4 protein-coding genes are annotated in these 20,209 nt (G+C 46.6%); all 4 read right to left on the minus strand.

The genetic code is table 11. From position 1 onward, the window contains the following. Positions 1-10 precede the first annotated feature (10 nt). The 4 genes from AR1Y2_RS17165 to AR1Y2_RS17180 all read right to left on the minus strand — a co-directional run bounded on the left by AR1Y2_RS17165 (position 11) and on the right by AR1Y2_RS17180 (position 20,140). A complete protein-coding gene (locus AR1Y2_RS17165) occupies positions 11-688 on the minus strand; it encodes an amino acid ABC transporter permease (RefSeq protein ID WP_137330067.1) in 678 nt (225 codons plus the stop codon). Next, entirely contained in the window at positions 669-1,328 is a 660-nt protein-coding gene (locus AR1Y2_RS17170; protein WP_137330068.1) for an amino acid ABC transporter permease, read from the minus strand. The genes AR1Y2_RS17165 and AR1Y2_RS17170 overlap by 20 nt, the downstream gene beginning before the upstream one ends. A gap of 271 nt (positions 1,329-1,599) precedes the next feature. Further along, positions 1,600-3,177 carry an ABC transporter substrate-binding protein gene (locus AR1Y2_RS17175; protein ID WP_243118799.1) on the minus strand — a complete coding sequence of 526 codons (1,578 nt, stop codon included), beginning with the start codon at positions 3,175-3,177 and terminating at the stop codon, positions 1,600-1,602. Between the two features lie 79 nt (positions 3,178-3,256). Next, positions 3,257-20,140, minus strand: a complete 16,884-nt coding sequence (locus AR1Y2_RS17180) for an SdrD B-like domain-containing protein (protein ID WP_137330069.1) — start codon at positions 20,138-20,140, stop codon at positions 3,257-3,259. Positions 20,141-20,209: the final 69 nt, after the last annotated feature.

The following is a 20,209-nucleotide window of genomic DNA, read 5'->3' on the forward strand; positions in this document are numbered from 1 at the left end:
TTGCCAACTCCTAACTTTGCCATTTTGCTTCCAGCCTCTTTGCTACGATCGAAATCGGGTAACAGAGGATGAAGTATAAGAAAAATATAAATCCATAGACCCAGAGCGGTGCTGTGGGGGTGTTCAGGATTCCGCCCTCGATGATCTGCTGTCCGACTTTCAGCACTTCTACCACGCCGATGATCACTACAAGGGATGTAGTCTTCACCATTCTGGTGGCAAGATTAATCGCACCCGGAAGCACTCTCCTGACCGTCTGCGGGACTAAAATATAGCGGTAAATCTGAAGCTTCGTAAGTCCCAGTGACATGCCGCTCTCTGTCTGGTGCTTCGGCATAGAAGTTACGGCTCCCCGAACGATATCTCCCATCTCCGCCGTGCCCCACATGGTGAATACCACAATGGAGATAAATTCTCCTTCCAGATGAATGCCAAGCGCTCTTGTTAATCCGAAATAAAACAAAAACAGCCATACTAAGATCGGTATGATCCTGATCGCCTCCAGATAAAGCCTGCACACTGCCTTAACGATAAAATTCCTGGAAGTCATGATGATCCCGAAGATCACTCCGAAAACCAGAGACAGGACCACCGCGATCAGGGCAATCTTAACTGTCACGGCCAGACCTGACATGAGACGGACCATGTTTTTCCCTTCAAATAAAATATTAATTCCCGAAGCCAGCATAGCGAGCCTTCCTTTCTAACAAACTAAAAATCACAGATATCGGAAGTAAGATGATCAAATAAGCGACGACCAGCATAAACAACGCTTCATTTGTTTTATAGTACATTCCGATCAAATCCTTGGCCACAAACATTAAGTCTGCCAGTGCAATGGCACTGAACACAGAGGTCTCCTTCAAAAGAAAGATCACATTGGCCCCCACCGACGGCATGGCGATAGCCAAAGCCTGCGGCAGGATAATATAACGCATCAGCTGAAACTTGGTAAGGCCAATGCTCAGACCTGATTCCTCCTGAATCTTATTGACCGCTTCCAGTCCTCCCCGGAAAGCTTCGGACATGTAGCTGGCTCCCAAAAAGGTCAGTCCTATGACGGCAATGATAAAAGCATTGAGCTTGATCCCGATCTTCGGCAGACCGTAGTAGAGAAAAAACAGCTGAATCAACAGAGGCGTATTTCTGGAAAGCTCTATATAAATCCCTACAATCCTGTTTAACACAGGAACTCTATAATAGCGAACCATGGAACATAAGAATCCGATCACCACTGACAAAACGACTCCCAGAGCCCCGATCCCCAATGTCAGTTTTGTTGCCTCTATATAGAGAGGTATGTTTCGTTCTATAAATAACCAATCCATTTCTTGCCCCTTCTTTATTTCATACTTTTCTAGTATGTAATATATGAAATAGTATAAACTCCATCTTAAGCCTTGTCAATACAAGACATCTGAAATTAATCGTACATTTTTCTATCAAAAAAGTCAACTTTTGTATTCACTTCTTCACTCTAGTTTATGCCCTGACCCAAAAGAAAGTTCTGTCTACATAAAATGAAATCAAGGAATATAACAAAAGATAAGGAGACAGACACGTCTGCCTCCTCTGGTCTATCTCTGTCCAACTTTATTGTCATTTCCACAGCTCACTGAAAGGCTGCTCTACGTTTGTTACTTTTATATTGTGGCTTCCGTTGCCTACCGCAGTGAATTTTCTCTCCGCATAAACCGGCATACAGAGGGCCTGTTCCATGATTTTTTCGTCCAACTCCCGGCAGATTCCGCCCGCTTCTTTCAGATCTCCGGCTTTTTTAAGCTTACTCTCATATGCTGATATTTTTTCATCCTGGAAATTCCTCTCGTCCAGAAATCCGCCCACTGAAGTAAGTCCAGGTACTGCCGTGTTGTGATAATACAGATCATATTCTGACGTATCTGTGGTCTGGACCTTGATTCCAACCGCCTTCATATCCTTGGAAAACTGTTTTACAAATAGATCCGCATATAAAATCCCGTCAGCTTTTAATGTCAGAGACAGTTCTTTTCCTTCTTTCTCAAAGATTCCTTTTTTATTTTTTTTATATCCTGCACGCTCAAGGGTTTTTACCGCATCCTCTTTAGAATAAGGATATGCCTCTTTTTCTCTCCCCGCAAGAAAGCTTCCTTCTTTAAAATTGGAGAAGGACTGTGAAGCACTGTCGCCTGCAGATTCTTTTACGAACGTTTCCTTCTGAAATGCATAACAAACCGCCTGGCGCACCTCTTTCTTATTGACAGCAGACTTTTTACCCTGATGGAAATCAAGGACCGTCTGAATGTCGCTGCTTCCATAATAAAGGCTGATGACCCCTGATTTCTTCAGGCTGGCAATCAAGCTTTTGTTTGCCTGAAACTGTGCGATATCTGCCCTTCCTTTTGTGAGCATTTCTTCTATGTTATTGCTGTTGATATTTTTAACCGTTAATTTTTTTTGCTGTGCTTCTCCATCATAGAACTCTGGATTGGCCTTAAGCTCAATCGGCAGGTTTGCCGGCTGGCCCTTGAGTCTGTATGCACCAGTATACAGATACTTATTTTTGCTCCGATCGCTCACTTCGCCGATGCCTCCTGTAAACAGATACATGTTGGCCGGATCTGCCTCAGTGAACTTAAAGATCAAGGTTGTATCATCCTCAACCCGGATCCCTTCCAAATCCTCTGCCTGAGTCAGTTTTCCGCTGTCGTAGCCTTTCAGCCGTGCAAAGCAGTCTTTGTAGGCAAAAGATGATCTTCCGTCGCCCAAAAGCAGTAGATCTTTTTTTACTTTGTCTGCTGTGAGCTTTGAGCCGTCACTGTACTTTAAGCCGCTTTTTAATTTCACAGTATATTCCTTGTGATCAGAGGAAACGTCGACGCTGTCTGCCAGGACATATTCTGTTGTGCCGTCGGCATTGATCCTGATCAGCGGTGAAAATAAAAGTTCTGAAAGAGCCTTCTCCCCTGAGTACTCAGCAAAGGCCGGGTGCAGACCGCCCTGATAGTTTTGAATCCCAATGACCATTTCGCTGCTTTTTTTGTCCGGGAGCTTTTTTTCTGCTTTATAGAGCACCTGTGCATTATTCCCTCCCCGGCTAAGTCCAAAATACATAGCTATGCCCAGGATCACCGCAGCGGCGGCTGCCACAGCAGTCCGATTCTTTTTATTTTTTAAAAACTCTTTTGCCTTCTCCAATGTTCTCCCTCCTGTTGTCTGGATAACCGCAAAAACATCCATCACAAACTTAAGAACCGCCTATGATGGATGTTTTCTGTTATACCTCTTCGTCCTTTCTTTTCTTTCTGTACACAACGACCGCTGTCACAGCTGATGCCGCAATGAGAATAAAGAAAATATAAAGTTTTCTGCTGTCACCGGTCCTAAGAACACGGCGTACCCGGATTGGGCGTTTCGGTCTCTTTTGGGCTTTTGGAGTCTGATCCTTTGTTTTGTTGTAGTAAGGTTCTTCTTCCTTTTCATAATAGAACCCAAAGTCAATGCTCTCGTCGTCTCTGACCGTATTCAGGTCAACAGCCTCAAACATCCTGTCTGCATCCTCTTCAAGCCCCAGCTTCTCAGCTTCCTCTGCGTTCAGTTTCAGCATCCTTGTGCTCACAAAATCAAATTCTTTCGCTCCCACAAGACCTGTGATCGTCTCCTGTCCGGACGGCTGTCCGTTTTCATCTACATACCACCCGTCACTGTCCAGTTCCGTATCCTTCCCTGCATTCCTTTTGGTGAGGAATGCTTCGTTCGGCGTCTCAGCTTCAACTTTATAACGATAAGGCTTCAGATAGTCTTTTGAGCCTGGATTCAGGTCTGTCACCGGAACAGTAAACTTATAATGTCCGTTTTTGTCTGTCTTGATGCTGCTCGTACCCCGCAGGTCCTTCACTGTCTGCCATGTATCACCCTCTGCGTCATAGCGGTAAAGGTTCATCTTGACATTCTTGATGCCCCTCTCGCCTTCATCCTGAATACCATTCTGGTTTTCATCATTCCATACGGTGTCTCCCAGATTCACACGATTTTCGTATTTAATGATACCGCAGTCCACGGTCTTTTCGTCCCGGGCAGTGATATAATCATAACCGTTGCCGTAAGCATCTTCTCTTTCCAGCGGGTTTACCAGCAGGAAGCTGTTGGATATAGCATGGAGACGGTCTTCCTCGTCAAACAGACCGAAGTCGCTGTCGATCTCCTTGTTCTTTCCGTTTCCTGCCTTCAGGAGTGTCAAATCCTCATCATTATTTTTCTTTGTCCGTATCCGGTATTTTTCCGGAGCATCCAATTCCTTATTGTAGATATCCAGATTCTTAAACCGGAAGACACCTTTGCTGTCTGTCTTAGCAGATGCCACCGTTTCGTAGGTGTCGTCCTCCAGCATGACTGGTTCCTGATAGCTGCTGGTGCCTGCCTGGATACTTCCATCCCTTCCTTTCTTTCTGCTCTTTCCTGCATCCGGATCCTGGCTCTCGTCATTTCCTGTCGTTCCTCCGTCCGGTGCGGGTTCTTCTTCCTTAGGTTCCACTTTGTGCTCCAGCCATACGGTGCGCCCTGCTACAGGTTTATGGTGGGCGGCTTGCAGTCCGTCTTTATCCTCTGTGTCGTTCCAGATCAGCCCTTCAATCTCTCCTTTGTCATAAGGAAGAAGACCAATATCATAGTCCCGGTCAAAAACAGCGTTCAGTGTATCATAGTACTTTTGGTTGTAGGAAATCACGGAGTTTTTGTTGGCGTCTGTGATGTCTGATTTCTTAATCTCCTCCGCCAGGATAATATAAGGCACCTTCTGCTCCTTGACATATCCGTCAGAATACAAATTACTGTCCTTGGTTTTATCTTTTCCCTGGGCCGCTTTCGTATAAATATACTGCTCTTTCATTTCAGGAACAACCAGCCGGTACCCCATGAGACAATCCACATCCGGTCCGCTGTCTGCTGGAACCGCCGTGGAAACCGGAAGGTTAGAGAAATAATAAGTACCCTCCTCTGTAGATTCGGTCTCTCTATCATATTTCTCAATTCTCACCCATTTTTTAAGCGCAGGGTCATAATAACTTGCCTCCAATTTAATCTTGATGCCCTCCAGCGGTTTTTCATTCTCATCCTGAATGCCGTTTCTGTTTGCATCGTCCCAGACATAGTCTCCGATATATCCGGCTTTTGCAAGTACCAGTCCAAAGTTGATTCCTTCGGAAACTGCATACCGCTTGCCATCACTGTCGTAGACCGGATGTCCGGTAGTGGAGTCCCTTGGAATCTCTGCCTTGAAGTTCTCTGTCTTGGCAATGTTTTTGCTTCCGGAAGCTGTCATAGTTCCGTCGTTGTCATTTTTGTACTTCAGAGGATTCTTGGTGAGCCGTACCGGGGAAGTCTTCATCAGCTGGCCGTCCACAGTCAATTCGTCAATGGTAAAATAGTACTCTTTGTTCGGCCAAAGCATATCAAACTGGTAAACCCCGTCTGCATTCGTCTGCGCTGTCAAATCTTTTCCATCCATTCCAACGGCAGTCTTTGTACTGCCCTTTTCATGGGCTGTCACTTTCACCCCTTCCAGCAGTTTTTCACCGGGATCGATCTTTCCGTTAAAATCAGTATCTTCATGATTGGCTCCGTCATCATCGATCAGATCCTTCCAGACAATTCCTTTATAGCGCACCGGTTTTGTCACACCGATATCCGCATCCACTGCCTGCTTATCATATGCCTTGACAGCCGCCTCAGAGGACAGGTCAATGGCTTTCACATCAAAGCTGTCTGTAGTATACGTCTCTGCTGTGAGACCGCCGTCTCCTTTATGCCCGGTGGTAACTTTTGTGTTTGTCTTTGTGATCGGAGTTGAAAGCTGATAATCATCATATTGGTTCGGCATGGTAAATCTGAGCTTGTATTTTCCTGGCTTCAGGTTTGCAATGATGTAATAACCCTGATTGCCCCAATAATCGCTTCTGGTCACGGTTGAATACGGCTGTTTCTTTGTAGTCACAGGTCCGCCGTAAATATCATTCTTGACATCACCGGTGGATTCATCCATGACAAAGTCCTGGCCGTTTTTATTGATCACCGCATCTCCGTCCACATTACATGGGTTTCCACTCGCCGTGAGCAGTTCTACTTTTACTCCGTTTATTCCCGGATCATCTGCCTTTCCGTCTCCGTTCAGGTCCGTAGTCCACTTGCTCGGCAGCATTCTTCCGTTTTCTGCCTCTTTATACTGTGCTTCATCCTGCTTACCATTTCCGTTTAAGTCATTCCATACATAGTCTCCTACATATCCCCGCCCGGTCGGTGCCTGAAGGACTACACCGGATCTGGCGGAATCAACAGGGGCGTCTCTTTTTGCCCAGAACGCGAAGGTATTCCATCCCACATAAGGGTCAGAATCGTTTCCGTTTTTGGCAGGATCTGCATTCCCGCGCATAAACGGCAGGTTTAACGGCGCTTCCATATCATATTTCAGCACATAGCTGGTGGAAGGCCCGAAGTCAGCCGTCTGGTTCGTAAAACGCACCATAAACATCTTGACACCCTTGCAGATCTCTTCCATGTTGTCTGGATTTGCACTGAGCAGATCCTGCACGTTCACAAAGTGCTCGTTCAGCTTATCTTTGTCATCGGCAATGGCCTGATAGTATTCCTTCGTACTACGCTCGTTGACGTCCGGCATATTCTTCATGTCATACAGGGAATAGCTTCCATCCCCATTCTTTTTCACTGGACCCACAAAGACTTCATATTTACTTTTATCTAGTTGGGCGGTTCCGCCCGTATCAGATTTCTCAATCCGAAAACTCTTTAAATCAATCCATCCGTTCCACTGGGATTCCCTTGTAAGGGATGTATAAGTCCCATCTGCGTTTTTGCTTCCCGTGATAGCTTTATCACCGTCATACGGCAGCACATCAAAGAAAATCGGAACAGAATAGTTGGATGTTGTATCTGAATTGGTCAGGATATCTGAGAAGGTATATTTTCCTCCCTCCTGTACCGGCAGCGGTTTCGTATTGAGCATATAAGAATCGTCCACTTCCGTGACGACCTTCTTTCCTCTGGTCAGAGTGCTGAACGCCTCAAACGCAATATTGTTGCTTGAGATCGCCAGGTTTTTGTCCGTCGTGTTGCTGTCATTGTTTACATCGGAGACATCGACCCTCAGGGATGCCTGCTCGTCATCATCCTCATCTGTAATGAAAAACCGGAAAGAACCATCCTTCGTTCCATATACCTTCGTGGTCATGTCTTCCTGCGGTACTCCGATATCCGGTTCCCGTATTTCGTAGATATAGTCGATCACGATTTTGTCTCCCGGTGCCAGGTCATTGTCAAACCTCCAGGTCACCAGGTTTCTGTCTCTGCTCGTATCCACTGCCTTCCGGTAAAATTCCGGTGTTCCCGCCTTTAACTTCAGATCCTGTGTATGCGGCGGCTGCGTCTCATCCTCTGCATTAACGATTCTCCAGGTCCAGTAAAACCTGTTCTTTGTCTCTGCATTTTTGGCAGAATAATCCGGGTTCAAAGGACAGTCTTTGTCACTTTCCACCTGCTCATACGGCACATAATCAAACTTCATCTCGTCGATATTGGCGATGAACGGAAGTCCCACCGCAAGCTCAGGCCTCGACATGTTGTCTTCCTTAGATTTTTCCGGATCGCCCGACGGCAGTTTCATCATGGTGTCACTGGCATTAATAAGCTGCACCGTCTGCTTCAGCTTAGAACTGTTCTTCAGGTTGATCGCGATGTTTTTATCCCACTCATAAGAGATATTCTTATCTGCGTCCACATGCTTTTTCAGATACTGAAGCCCCTGCTTCAAGTCCATGCTTGGGTTTTGTGAAGATATCTCAACCCCTGCCCGGTCATCCTTCACCGTAAGGCCTGCATACTGGGTATCACTGTACTTGCCCCATCCGCTGGCAAAGAAGTTCGGGAACTTGCTGATCTCCGTCTGCTCTTCCAAACCGATCTGTACCGCGATCTGCAAGGCATTTTTGTTAACGCTGTCGGTAAAGGTATCGGCGTGCATCTTGTCAGTTTTATATCCATTGTCTGCAGCTTTCTTCTTCTCCACCACAGATACATCTTCCTTGTCCGCCGTACTGTCATCTGCGTCCACATCCAGCCGGAATCCCTGTGGCACCGGATAGTGTACCGGGTCATCAGAGGCAACGATCCATCTCATCTCGTCAATGGCGCCCTTCTCAGAATATTTCTTTAAGTTACCGGTCAGTTCAATGACTTTGTTTTCATTAATCTTTGCTCCGTCCGGATTCAGGCGGACCCATTTCATACTTTTATCGGTTTCGTCTGTCACATTAGAACTTCCGCTGTCGATATCCAGTACGTCTACATACACTCTCAAATGCTCTTTCAGTTTGTCGATATCTACATTGCACTTGGTGTCCTGAGGAATTTCCCACTTTCCGGTCTGTACTCGTTTTACGGAGACGCCGATCTTTGGATCTGACGCTTCCGCCGGCCCATCCCTCATTGTGTTCGGCGCCCGGTTCGGAATCTTATACTGAACAATAAATTGTGCCAGATTTCCTTTATGCACTGTCGCCTCATCTACCAAAAGGGTAAAGACATCCTTTGTCTTATACAGCGCGTCAGAAGAACGGATGTCATGTGTGATGTCGTCCTTCTGGTAAATTCTTCTCGGATCCTTCGTATCGGTCCTCACTGAGATCTCTGGTTTCGTGATCCTGATACCAGCGGCTTTCGCCATGCTGTACCGCTCATCATATACCCTGTCGTAATCGTAATCATTACCCTCACTGTCTTTTACCTGGTTTGTGTAGGCAACGGTCTCCACCGGACGTTCTTTAAAGTTTCCGCCAACTATGAAATCTCGGTCCATATGGTGGAGATCCAGGTAGCTGGGCTCAGAATTATACTGCCAGTAATCCGGATCCTTGAGGATATCTTCCGGTTCCGGAAGCTCGGAGATCCTGGATCTGAGCACTAAGGAGAAGTCTTTTCCTGTCCTCAGCGCGCCTGCCGGAAGTTTTCCTTTGTGTATGTTCTCTGAAGTCACATCCGCTTCCTGTCCGGGAGTGATATTGGCCAGCACTTCCTGATGGTCATAATCTCCGTTTTGGTCCTTAACCTTCTTAACTTCCAACTGAACCTTCCAGCCATGGTTTTTGGCCGGATCACTGCTTTCAATGTCTGACTGGCTTAAGGTCTGCTTATTGCCGTTCTGGTCCGTATATTCAATATAATAACTCTCAATCTTGCTGTCATCGTCATAAATCAATGCCTTCGGCAGTGTATGGTTGATAGTAAAGACAGAATGAGTCACATCTCCTGTAGTCGCATAATCTTTCAGTGTCTGACCGCTGTCTCTATATGCCGGATGGTTTTCTGTCTTTAAACGGTACCACAGATTATCCCCGTAAGCTAACTGCAAAGGTGCCAGCTTGTTGGAATTCCCCGTATTATTATCCGGCTCGGCAGTGTAGGAACTTCCCGTCCTGCTGCCGGATACCCCTGCCGTCAGGCTGAGTCTCGGATTTTTAGAATACAGCTTTGCGGTATTCATGACTCCGTGATCCTGGAGAACGGAACCGTCAGCTTCGTCCCCATATTCCTTTTTGCCGTCGTAATTCAAGTCTGTATACTTACCGTCCCCGTTTCCTGTCTGCCAGAAGAACAGGGAATCTGCCAGTCCCGTATCCTGAAGGTTGATCTTATCCCCCTCAAAATAAGACGTCATACGGCCGATAGCTCTCTGGCCCATCGCCTTATTGTCATAATAGGTCTTTCCGGTACGGTATGTGCTGGCCGCATAATCAGGGCTGACCGCATCCAATCTCGGATCCTGGTTATAATAACCCTGATTGGTGTCAACACCCACAGCATAGCCGCTGTTTTCCCCGCCGATCTGTTCATCCGTCAGATAACGGAAAAGGTTGTGCTGGCTGCCCATATAGACCCTGGTGCTGTCCCAGTCCTTCGTCTTATCCGCTCCATTCGGCCAGTTGCCCGCATAGTCAGCGGCAACCACGTTGATCTTTATATTCCTTGACCGACCTGAAAGGAGTCTCACATCTTCCGTAGATGTGCCCGCCTTCGGTACAAACTTGATTACATACCGTTTTGCCTCCGTTCCATCATCGTCCACATCCATATACCTGATCTCCGTGTCAAATTTGGATTTCAAGTCTGCCGGCAGGTCCGGATCTGTGTCGGCGGCCAGCCTGCCCCCGGAGGACCAGACCTTCTGCTCCATCTCCCAGTCAAGGTTCTGGGCAGCCGTGCCGTCCTGTCTGACATGGATTACATTGCCGTCCTCATCCAACGGCTGGACCCCATACGGAAGAACAACCGTCACTGTCGGTTTAAACAAGGTTCCCCTTGCCCCGCCGTTAGTCGTATAGTTGTAATTTCTTTTGCTGTCTGCGCCGCTTCCGCTTCCGTGGTTATAATCCGCCAGTATATATTCATTCTCCAGGCGGATATTCAGCTGTTTGACCTCTGTCTCTGCCTGAGTATACCACTGGTCTGCCGTCAATATATCATTTGAATCCCTCTTGCCGTACTCGGCCCAGAAACGCACCACAGGTTTCCTTTGTTTTGCCCGGGTACCGGTTACCGCATACTTGGTGTTGTCAGCACTTCCATCATTTGACCCGATTGAGAATCCCACGTCTTTTCTCTCCACTGCCTGGGAATATGTATTTCTACCCTTTAAATACAGCGGCCATGGGGACAACAGATTATAGTAAGCGTCTGTATTGCAGGTGCTGCAGTACCACACCCCGCTTTCCGGGTCATTGCACTGGATCGTACCGCTCTTATTTGCTTCAGACATATCCATGCTGTCATTCTTATCGTAAATCTGATGGTACATGGTGTTTGGAACGTCACTGTCCTTAGAGTCCAGGTCCACAGGCCGTACATAAAGCCTGTCGTACCACATCTCATTTAAGTTTTCATTTGTTACCTCAGACTTAAATTCTACAGACATTAGGTAATGCTGCTGCTTAGAAGCGTCCAGGGTTCCTCTATTCCAGAACCTGGTAAGCTTTTCAGGGACTGTAATCCGGATCACCCAGGACTTTGCGTTGGCATCTGCTGAGTTGTAGGTTTTTGCAGAGTATGAATCGTTGTGGACAGGATCTGCCCATTCTTTTGGAGCCAGTGCCCCGATATCCGTGTCTCCCGGCTGCTGGAGAATCTTAATGTTCTCCTCAGGCACTGTAACTTTCGTGCCGTCTTTCATCCGCGCATCAACCTCAAGTCTGCCGTCCTTGAGCACTGGTTTTGTACCTCTCGGCATCACATAGGTAAACTCTGCACCGTCTGTATCCCAGTCTCCATAATTAAATGCGTACAGTTTTGTTGTATACTTTTCTTCGGCTTCCAATGCCGCAGTCTGCTGGTCGTAGCTGGGGACATTGTGATAATGTCCGCCTCCCCCGGAGTAATTGATGTCTGCCTGATCATAGTAGGTATTATCTGTCTGTATATCACTGCTTCCGGTGATCCATGCTTTCTGCAGATGCAGTGCATGTTCTGCCCAGATCGTATTGTGGTACCCATCGTCCATGACGTTTTTCCACTTATCCATATTTGCGGAACCTGTTCCGGAAACAATTCTTCCCGTCGTCAAGTACCTGTAGTAGGCACTCTCAGTTCCTCCCCCTCCGGTACTATTCCGGTAGGAGATGGAGGCCGCCTCTTTGGAAGGATCCGTCACAGACATACTGGTATAACACATCTGCCTGGATGATGAATTGATGTCGTAGTCAAAAAATCTGCCGCCGTCACCAGTAATCTGTCCCGGAATATAGGCATAGGAATCATTCAGGAATTCTCCCGCATCAATGCCCTTACCCGGTGTTCCGCTGACTCCGAAGTCATGAATCAGATTATCCATGTCCATAGTCTTTGATTTTGTGGCGTCCGCATTCGGCGTAGGACCGTCAGCGTACTCTCCGTAGCGTGGAAGATAAGCATTTTCTTTTGTGTCACTCCAGGTTGCCATAGGCAGTCCGTCTTTTCTTGCTTTTGTCTTATAGACAATCTCGATCCGCTCACCTCTGGAAAGTTCCTGGGATCCAAAGTCATACTTATAAACTTTAAAGTGAATCTTTTTCGCTGGATTGGTGGCAGTATCCGTCGGTTTTCTGTCTGTTGCAGACGTCACCTTCTGGAATTCCTGGCTTCCTCCGATATCCAGATCCTCCATGTCAGAAACCGTGACTGCTGGTTTTTGATAGTCAGAGTCCTGCTTTAGACTGCCGTCTTTATTATACCAAAGAACTGTGACATCGGCCGGATCCGGGGCATCTACATATTCCGGTATCTTGTCATAGAGTACCGGATGTTCCAGGGCTCCCCGCCTTGAACTGTCTTCTGTCCACTTGTTCCACGCCGTAAGTTTATACCAAAAGGTTTCATTCGGACGGTATGCCGCTTTATTCTTGCTGTTATTCTCGGCATAGACCGCCTTGGCATCGCCCTCTTTGTCAAATGCCTGAACATCGGCGAGCATGTTTGGAAGCAGACGATATACAGTAAATGTATGGTCTGTGCCTGCCAGCAGATGTGCCTCCATCTTATCGTCATCAGACACTTTATAATGCTCATGTCCATAATCAATATCCAGGATACCGCTCATAGTGCTGTTATTTTTGTTGATTGCGGATGTCCCGTTTTCATCTATATAGTTGGCTGTACCGTGAAGCACCACATTTGGCATTCTATATACATTGCTGCCTTCTGCCGCTGGGATATCCTCATAGACCCAGCGGATCTGTTTTACTTTTTTCATATTGCCGGCATCCGTCTTAAAGGCATCGTCCATGGCTTTCCAGTCTGTGTCCCCGTCGGATTTAAAGTAAAAAACAGCGTCATGCTGGACTCCGTTTACCGTATATTTGGCTTCCGGCCAATCTTTCAGATAAAAGTTCTGTTCATCTTTCACCGTCCGGTTTGAAAGGTCTATGCTGATTCCAGTCTCTTTCAGTTCATGCATGGTCGCATTCTTTATATCTGACACTGTCAGATCAACATCCATCTGATCATTGACCCAAGTCGTACCGCCTTCCGTGGAGGAAGGATTTGAGTATTTTATAGTAGGAGACCCGGCGTCCATAAAGGACACACTGCTGACAAGCTCGCCTGCAGGAACTGTAACGCCATTAAAAGACAGATCCACAGCGGAGCTGTTTTCCGCACAGTGTTTTTTCATCACCGCACTTCCGAATGCGTCACTGCACCAGGAAGAATAAGATGTGGCTGAGTTTGTATCTCTGTTAACAAAATAGTAAGGATAATAATGGTTTCTCTGGCCTCCCCCTGCATATACACTCGTCTGGACACTCTTGCCCTCAAACGCTCCAGAGAATTCATCTTTAGCCTCCAGCACCACGGTCACTGTATAGTCTTTGCCCAGCTTCAGGTACTGGTCACCATGTTCCGTGTCCGTTTGGATCACAAGACTCCGGTATGTGTTTTTAGAGTCCGGTGCCTCAAGAGTTCCGTTTGCTGCTGGGGTTCTAGCGGACACAGAACTGCTGCTCTCAAGAAGCTCTCCCTTCAGATCCCCGATCCCGGAGGATGTATTTTTTGTATATTTCCATCCCACGATCTTCATGCCCACCGGTGCAGTTACCCGGACAGACGGATTCTTAAACGGAGTATTACTTTCACTGCCGTCGGTTTCCTTGTCAGATTTATTGGATACCTTCACTTGATATTCGATTCTGTCCCCGGGGATGATATGATCCTGGTCTACCTTTTGTTTTGTCCCGTTCTTTTCATCATATGCCGGTGACTTTGTGGCATCGTCCTCCCGTTTTTGTGTCAAATCCACATGGGATACTCTGTTATACACTGTCTCGGTTGCTGTCGGAGCTGCAGTTACGGTGCTCAGCTGATAGCCGAATGTTGAAGACTCTGCTTCAAATCCAGTGATCTTATTCTGAATGCCGCTTGTATAGAAATAGTCATGGGTGCCGCTTCCGCCCACTGTCGGTATAGAATTCTCATTCCACACATCATTGGCAATGTCGTCTTTGGTCCGGTCAGCGAAGATACCGTCAAACGCAAGATCATCCAGGGCCTGTTTCGGCCTCAGGAAGTTATCATAGTGTTCCGCATTCGTCTCTTTCGCTTCAATCTTAATTGTAAAACTCTGGATATAACATTTTGTAAATTCTGTACCACTTATAGTATAGGTGGATGTTTTTAAGGCATCATCCCCCACAAACAGCTTGGAGACATCTAAAACGTAATAGTCAGTTCCGTTAATGGTCTTCTGGCTGAACTTGTCTTTTACATCCACCCCTTTATCAGTACCGGAATGGGTTCCGTCATTGATCTTGAACTGAGTCACATGCCACTTGTCAGAGTCAAAGACAGATTTCGGGATCTTGACCGTCTGAAGCCGGAATCGGGTGTCCAGATTCTGGTCGAATGTAAATCCGCTGATATCTGCGTCCCTTGACTCAGAGTTTGCGGGATCATTTCCTCCATCGTCTGTACCGGCGTTTTCCAGATGTATGGTGAACGCTGACGCCTCCGGTTTCATCTCAGGCTGACCATCCGTATTTTTAGAGGCCTGATAATCCCATCCTTTTGTCTGGTCTGCAGTCAGTTTATATCCCGGCTTTAACGGTATTCTTCTGGCCAGCAGGGTTCCTGTCTCTGTCACTCCGTTGACAATTGTACCGGAGGGATCGTAATTCTTAAAGGTATTCGTGTTTACCGTATTGACTCCCGCATTGTTGCCGTCACCTTTCAGCGCGAGGATCTGCCCGTAGATATTGATCAGCGGTTCGTTCTTGTCATCAAAGATTGTTTCCTTTTTAACCCCGTCGATCTCTGTCTTAGTAAAGTCACCGTCTCCTGCGATGTCTTTCACCTGCAGCCTGACTTTTGACAGATACTGCCCTGTCTTCAGGACAATATCCACTCCGTCCACAGCCTGGCTTACATTGTCTTCCCCTTCATAGAATACTCTGATCTCTTTGTGATCCGCTTTATCTGAGTTCTTAAAATCACTGGCATTCCTTTTGATAACAGTTCCGTCAGAAAGCGTCAGAAGGATCTCTCCGTCAACCCGGTCCAAAAGCTTTGTCTTCATCTGCACAGAAGTGCTCTTAAAGCCTTTGAACTCTCCATTACTGTCCTTAGTGACCGGCGGCAGAGAATCTTCCAGCACCGCATTATCAATGTACGGGATATAGCCATTCCAGTTTGCTCCGTAATATCCTGCTTTATACCTGTAAAAGGACATACTGTAGCATCCAGTAGCTCCATAAGGATAGGACTCCTTCTTGTCTGTCTCCGGATGGAGATTGACACCCTTCAGTGAATACATCTTTGCGTCGTCATAGACCACGATAGGCACTGAAGATTTCATGTGTCTTGCCGTATATTCATAGGTACCGCTGTGATATCCGTTGATGTTATAGGTGTAATAATAGTTTTTAAAAGACCAGTCGGACCGATAACCGTTGTTTTTGGTAGTGTCAGTATCTTCCGTCCTGACCGCAGTCGTGGTGCCATCGGGTCTTTTTGCGCCGCCGATGGACATCTGTGTATCCGCCGTTGCATTATAGCTGCCCAGCTTATAATACCTTCCCACAAATTCAAAGGTATTCTGGGTATTTACATTGTCCTGGTTATACCAGGTTCCGTAATCCGGTGATTTGGCAGTTTTCGTACCATTCTTTTCTTCGAACTCTTCCTGATTGATGGAAAATGAAATCTCTGCTTTTTTTACCGCAGTATTTCCATTTGCCGTCATTTTCGGATCCCGATAGTAATTTCCCTCTTTGTCAGATTGATAGTTGGGCTGTCCGTCCAACAGATTAATCCTCCAGTAACCATCACTTCCATTCCAGCTCTTGGCATTCTGATTTGCCTCCCAGACTGCCTTCGGGTCCTGGATCGTATACTCCGATCCGTCTGCCCGGGTGATCTTGATCTCGTTGATATAGTCCTTCACCCTGGGATCCACCTTAAGGTAGTAGGTCTCAAATCCCTCAGCCGGCAGATTGACCGTCATCTTCAGATCTGCCGGAGTATTGTAGGCATAGTTCTGAATGTTATATCTGGAGTATGTAGAATCGATGTTCTGCTCCTGCGTATTATGCCTTTCTGGAGGGCCGCTTTTCGTATCCTGCAGATACTGGCGGAAGTCCACTCCAATGCTTCCCAATGCCTTATATCCTATCTCAAAGCTGGAGTCATCGCTGTAATTCGAGGTAGAACGCTTATGCTCTGAAGGTTCGGCACCATTATTATATCTGGTGGTCTTGTTGTCCGGCGTTACAAAATAGGCATCTACCGCTGTGTCAAAATACATCGGACTGATAAGCAGTCTTGCCGCATCCTGATTGCTCAGGTCATAGGATTTCTCTGTTGTATAAAGCCTGCTTGTGATCACTGCTGCCGCCTGGTTAATTTTGCGCATCTGAATGTCCGATAACCCTGTCACCTCGATTGCCTGTGACGCAGCAGGTGCCTTCCCCCCCTTCATGGTTCCCCCAGACACCTTTATGTCTTTGAGGATACCCAGATCTGTGATATTTTCCTTGGGGAATGTCCAGCCTTTCTCTCCTTTCGCAAAAACATTGGAGGGCTGATCCTTTTGCTGAAATACCTTGGTATCTTTGTCGTAGATAAACGTCCTGCTCCCTTTGGAGCCCGTAACCGTGATCTCTTTAACGTCAGCAGCTTCCAGAAGTTTTTCTTTCACCAGGATCGATTCTGCATAGAAACCTTTTCCTTCTTCCTGGGAAATCTGGTTTCCCGCATTCAGTTCCGTAAAATTGATGGCGGTATCAAATGCCGGAGCATCATTGGCAGCACTGTTTCCAAACCAAAAAGCGAAAGTCGCTTTTTTTTCATACGGGATAGCAAGACCCATGATGTTTCCGTCCACCATACTGCTGTTATTTTCTGAATTAACCTCCGCCTTATCATAGTAAGGGTTCAGATGGACATTGACCTCCGGTTTCGGGTTATTCACCGTCATGGACATACTGGCTGTCTTGGCAGGGTTGTTCATGTTCAGCGGGTCCTTGCAGGACCATTCTCCACGGAAGGATGAGGTTCCGTAAAAATCCGCCGTGCCTCCCACCGTGATATCCAGTTTATCTGTGTTCTCCATTCCGTTAAACGGTTCAAATACGATCCGCACATACTTAAGCCCATTGGTCACAGAATTCTTCCACAGACTTTTCGGAATCGTGATAAACCCTGATGCAGGTGCAGGAATCTGCTCCTTTGACAGGACAAAATCAGGTTCCTTTGCTGAACCTGCATATGTGTTATTGGCAATATCATAGAACTCAATCTTTGAGATTGAACCAAACTTCTTTATATCGGTGATGGTGATCTCATCCGCCAGAAATCCTACGGTTTTGCCGTCCACTAAATTGGCCGGGAGAGTCATGAGGAATTCCCCTGGATTCATCTCGGAATGAGACTTATTTCCGATATGGAAAACTGCCTTTGCTCCGTCTTCATTATACGGCACAGTGATAGAACCCAGCTTAGAGGCCTCTGTGCTGGTTGGTTCATTGTAGACATTTCCTGTGATCTCAGGGTTCACACCTTCAATGGTGATGGTTCCGCTGCCAGTCTTTGTCACAGTGCTGGAAGAAGACCCCGGATAATTGGTTGAAACTGTTCCGTTGGCTGTCAGTGATCCGTAATCCTTCAGGGTTCCCATCACCTTCATATAGGTCTGGGCATCCAATTCTTTACCTCTCTCGATCTTCTTATTGCCTGCAAAGAAATCATATTCAATGCGGATGCTTTTCAGATTGTCCAGATCCCCTTTCCAAAAGGATCTGTCAAAAGTCACATTCCCGTCACTGTCCGCATACCCCTGAACCAGCGTTTTTAATGAGATTTTCTTCGTCTGGTTATTGATGTCTGTGAGGATCAGGGTGCCGGACGGGTATTTCTGGTCATCCTCACTGGCCCCAATGGAAGTGTTAATCATGGCATCCAAGAGTTCTTTTTTCAATAATACATGTTCCGTCACATATCCTCTGTCATTGGCCGCACCCGGAACATTCATCTGGATATAACCCGGCGCGATAGGCCCTTTTGACTGAGTTCCAGCTCTCAAAATATAACCATCCATTCCCTGACGGTCATACTTTCCATAAACGGTCTGGTTATATGGGGACCGGCTGCTTCCTCCCTCTGTGACCGTCGTCCCGCTCTCTCCATCCTTCTTTTCTGAATGGACCGCAGTCACTACCGTGTCAATCTCAGGAGGAGTCAACACCATGTCTGCCTGAACTTTATACGGCTCCTGCTCTTTGATGACCCAGTCGCCCTTGCTGTCTCCGTCGCTTACTTTATAATATTTGTAATCAAACTGAAGTTCTGCTTTATTCTGAATCGTGACATTGTTGGTTGGATAACCGCTGATCACAATCTTCCCAGGCAGAACTGTATGTGCATTAATTTTTTCTGTCAGATTGATTCGGACCCTTCCGGTGGCATTATTCGGCAGCCTTCCTTTTACTCCCTCAAAGCCCCAGCGCACATGATCTTCCATCTTTTTTTCAGTCACTGCCTGCGAAAAATCCACCCACTCTTTTTCACCGGTATTCTGGTTGGTGATCTCATACTGAAATGGATGTTCTTTGGCAAGAAAAGCATCTTTTCCTTCCGCTGCATCCTTCACCGGAACTTCATAAAACAGGCCGTCCAGAAGGTAATGGCTTGGGATAGTATCCGTCACTCTCGGGGAAAACAGAGGAATATTTCCTTTGTTTTCTAACCCTTCTATGTAGAACTCAGACAGGCTGTTTACATAAACCTGTTTATTGTAAGGAGCCTCAGATTCTGCTGTCTTTTTTGCAGCATAATCCGGCTGCGGTTTGGTGAATGTAGCCGTGGCATTGGTGGTCTTAGACCAGTATATCTCCGGCTTTCCAAAAATAATCGTGGATACCAGTTTTGTCTGAAGCTCATTGACCGTACTGTTTCCCTTAAACTGGATGTTGTTTGTAAATGGAAGCCTAACCAGAAATTTCGCCTGATGATGCAGTTTTTTGTCCGGATGGGCTTCTGCGTAATTTTTAGCGTGGATCTCTTCCTCATGGATTACCGCGATCTGACCGTTTCCCGTATAGGAATAGGGAACGGGATCTCCCAGCTTTCCCTCTTTGATCTCATCCTCTGTCAGATCCGTTACATCATAGACGAGGACACCCCCTTCGTCCTCCTTGCCTATGAACTCTGTGTTCTTCCATGTATTTGGATTATTGGGTTCTTTATTTTCTGTGACCTTCCCGTCTTTGTAGATCCATTTTGCGATATCTCTCGTAAAGATGCCATCTACTCCACCGTCAGAAGAACAGAATGGCACCTCAAACATCAGGTTCATCTTATCAAAGGATACATCCTTGGGACCATTGCTGTCAGATGCCTCTGAGGTATTCTTTACCGTTACATAATGATCCGCATAATTGTACTCTTTCCAAGCCGGAACAGCCGGTGAATCTTCAAAGATGGTTTCCCATGAAAGATTTGTATTTACAAAGACTTTAATGGCATTCTCATCTACCCCCGGAGACTTCCATTCATCCGCGATCTTGTTGCCGTTTTTATCATAATATTCATTATAGGAAGAACTTCCGGTGACCTTGCCCTGTGTCTTTTCCGGCACATCCCCAAAAAATTTCACTTTGATGCGGAAGGTGAGAGACTCCCCGCCCTTCATGTCATTGCTGGCTACAAATACGATCTTTCCTTTGTAAACCGTATCCTGGTCAAAAGCTTTTCCGTCCTCTGTCTGCCAGCTGTCTGCCTCTATGACATTGGCCTGCATCCCCAGCTTTACATCCTCCGGGTTGACATTTTCATCGTATACCTGAAGGTTTCCTTCACTGTCATAGAAAAATGAAGGCAGCGCGACTGTGACTTTCGTGCCTTTGGCATAACCAGAAGACGTACCCACAACGTCAACCTGGCCCGTCAGTTCCTCTGACGCGCCGTTTTTGAGCATCGTTACATTAGTGCCCGGCTCCTGATGGCAGGAAAAACTGACCTGCAGCCCCGGCACTTCATCTGCCTTTACATTTTTGATAAGTGTTGAAAAATTTGGACTCTGAATCACCATTAATAGTGACAGAATCATAGAAATGACCTGCTTAATTCGTTTTTTCATAATCCCGTTCCCCCTACGGACTTTATGCCCCTTTTTTATTTTTATTTAGAAATGCAAAGAAAACCTGTG

It is taken from the genome of Anaerostipes rhamnosivorans (assembly GCF_005280655.1).
GTDB lineage: Bacteria > Bacillota > Clostridia > Lachnospirales > Lachnospiraceae > Anaerostipes > Anaerostipes rhamnosivorans.